This window comes from Pricia sp. (assembly GCF_041745955.1).
Classification (GTDB): Bacteria; Bacteroidota; Bacteroidia; order Flavobacteriales; family Flavobacteriaceae; genus Pricia.
Window position 1 is genome coordinate 1 of sequence record NZ_JBGTHY010000110.1, and the last position, 2,651, is coordinate 2,651.

The window sequence follows — 2,651 nt, forward strand, 5'->3', positions numbered from 1 at the left end:
CCACCCAATATTCATAAGTTCTTTGGAACGCATCAAAACGGGCATGGGCCTTATCGGATACCTCGAAGATTTTCCGCACCGCAATAGCGTCTGGAAGCAAAGCGTTAAGTCGATATACCAGATCCATGTCATCGTCGAGACCATCCACCTCAAAGTGGGCGAACATCATCTTGGCATGCACCCCGGTATCGGTGCGCCCCGCCCCTACCGTTTCTATGGGATGCCTTACAAGTTTGGACAAGGCTTCTTCCAATACCTGCTGCACCGTTATCGCATTGGGCTGTTTTTGCCAACCGTGGTAGGGCTTTCCGAAGTAGGAAAATTGGATGAAGTATCTCAAATCGATTCTTTAGTTTTGTGGAAATGCAAAGATACTCATAACCCATAACTTAAAGAATGACCAAAATCCTCCTTCTCTCCGATACGCATTCCCACATAGACGAAAGCATCCTTAAATATGCCCGTCAAGCGGATGAAATATGGCATGCGGGCGATATCGGAAGCCTGGCCGTGACGGATACCCTCCGCAAAATAAAGCCGGTCCGCGCCGTTTACGGGAATATCGATGACACCAATATTCAAATGGACTTTCCCCTTAACTGCCGGTTCAAATGCGAGGAGGTCGATGTGCTGATGACCCACATCGGAGGCTATCCTCCAAAATACAATTCGCGTACAAAAACTATGATCCTAGAGAATCCTCCTAAACTTTTTATCTGCGGACATTCCCATATACTAAAGGTGATGTGGGACAAAAAATTAGGCGTCCTACACATGAATCCCGGTGCCTGTGGCAAGCACGGTTTTCATCAAGTTCGGACGATGTTGCGGTTCGTGATCGATGGGGAGGATATCAAGAATCTGGAAATTGTGGAACTTGGAAAGCGGGGCGGGTAAGCCAACACTTTGGAATGGAAGGCAATAAAAAAGGGGGAACAACCCCACGACGTTCCCCCTAGGTTAGTTATGTGTTCTCGTAAATAAAACTACATAACCTACATATACCCCGCCTATAAATACATAGAACAGTAGCATATGATACCGCAATATGCATCATAAACTAGTTAAAACCAATACTTTCGATCGAAATGGCAACATTACAAAAAAATAGCAGAAACGTCTGACCTAGAGGTTATATTGGTTTTAGTTGAACACATAGCCCAATAACCAATACAGAATAATAAAAGCGACTATGGCAAAACAGCCACATTTTCCGCCGCTTAACTTTTTGGCACCCCAGCCTGCCAATAAAGCCCGTAGTATCTTTTTCATTTTCTCGTTTTAAGTTTTATAGAGTTCCCTGAACAAAACGATATCAAATGATATCATCCATATTGAATGGCCAAAAATATTAAAATATCATAATACAAGTTTGTTTTGTCTTGCTTTATTCTCAAGTCTAAAGTCCCACGTTTAGTATCCAAAACCTATCCATTGGTCGCAAAACCGGGATAGCAGGTCATTCCCCCATCCACAAAAATCGTGGTCCCGTTGATATATTCAGATTCGTCGGAAGCCAGCCAACTGGCGACACTGCCGATATCTTCGGGCACTCCGATACGCTTATATGGAATCAGTTTCAGCATACCCTCGGCACCTTCCTTGGTACTCCAGACCTCTTTATTGATATCCGTTTTTACCGCACCGGGACCAATACTATTGCACCGTATTTTTTGTGATCCGTACTCCTGACAGATACTTTGCATCAACATGGTCAAGGCCCCTTTGGTCGCCGCATAATTGGCATGGCCCGCCCACGGGATTACCTCATGCACCGAGCTCATGTGTATGATTTTCCCCAATGATTTTGAAACTTCTTTTCGCATGCCCCTTCTCAAGAATTCCCTGATCGCCTCCCGGGCGCACAAGAACTGTCCCGTTAAATTTACGTCCAACACTTTCTGCCAGGCATCAAGTGGCATTTCATGCAGGGGATGGTCGATTTGAATGCCGGCATTGGCAACACAGACATCTACCGTACCAAAATGGGATATGGTCTTTTTGAACATGGCCTGCACTTCATCCTCCTTGCTGACATCGCATTTGAAAACGATGGACTCCCCACAATCAGAATTTTTGGATATCCAATCGGCCACTTCCTCGGCTTCGGCCGCACCGCTGTGATAATTGACGACTATGTTTGCGCCCTCCGTACCCATGGCCTTGGCTACGGCCTTCCCGATACCGGAACTGGCGCCTGTTATGATACAGGTCTGGTTTTCTAATCGCTTGTTCGGTTTCTGCATATTTCTTATATTCCTAATTCCTATCTCCAATCTCCTATCCCATAAATGTATATAAAAAAATCATCCTATCGATGGAATATCCGTTTGGGCCAAAATTTTCGGCAAATGCATTCAAAAAAAGGCCCGGGAAACTACCCCCGGGCCTTACACACGAATACTACTAAGTAGATGTTGGTCTTATCGCAAACGATCCACAGATTTCACGAGATCCTCATCCTTCTTGATGGCCCTATTGGCAAGGACCAACAAAACGATAGAAATAATAGGAATCAGCATCCCAATACCCTTCTCCGAGACCGAGGTCTCTCCAGATAGATTTAGCGATCGGTAAACGAAAAATCCCAATAAAAAAAGATTCAATATGAGGTTCAGCCTGTTCAGCACAAACTGATTTTTTCTTTTCTT

At 44.8% G+C, this 2,651-nt stretch carries 4 protein-coding genes and 1 pseudogene; 1 reads left to right on the forward strand and 4 read right to left on the reverse strand.

The genetic code is table 11. The annotated features are described in order from the left end of the window. Positions 1-340: pseudogene (locus ACEW8S_RS03750) on the reverse strand (tRNA pseudouridine(38-40) synthase TruA); the annotation flags it as partial. A 56-nt stretch (positions 341-396) separates the two neighbouring features. On the opposite strand from ACEW8S_RS03750, the gene ACEW8S_RS03755 reads away from it, so the two are divergent. Beyond that, a complete protein-coding gene (locus tag ACEW8S_RS03755; protein WP_373516846.1) occupies positions 397-897 on the forward strand; it encodes a metallophosphoesterase in 501 nt (166 codons plus the stop codon). Between the two features lie 246 nt (positions 898-1,143). Here the strand turns inward: ACEW8S_RS03755 and ACEW8S_RS03760 are convergent, their stop codons facing one another. The 3 genes from ACEW8S_RS03760 to ACEW8S_RS03770 form a co-directional block, all read right to left on the reverse strand. Then, positions 1,144-1,272: a hypothetical protein gene (locus ACEW8S_RS03760; RefSeq protein ID WP_373516847.1), complete on the reverse strand. Its 129-nt coding sequence runs from the start codon at positions 1,270-1,272 to the stop codon at positions 1,144-1,146. A 155-nt stretch (positions 1,273-1,427) separates the two neighbouring features. Further along, a complete protein-coding gene (locus ACEW8S_RS03765) occupies positions 1,428-2,246 on the reverse strand; it encodes a glucose 1-dehydrogenase (protein ID WP_373516848.1) in 819 nt (272 codons plus the stop codon). 177 nt (positions 2,247-2,423) lie between these two features. Further along, on the reverse strand, positions 2,424-2,651 hold a 228-nt coding region (locus ACEW8S_RS03770; protein ID WP_373516849.1), incomplete at its 5' end, for a DUF4293 family protein.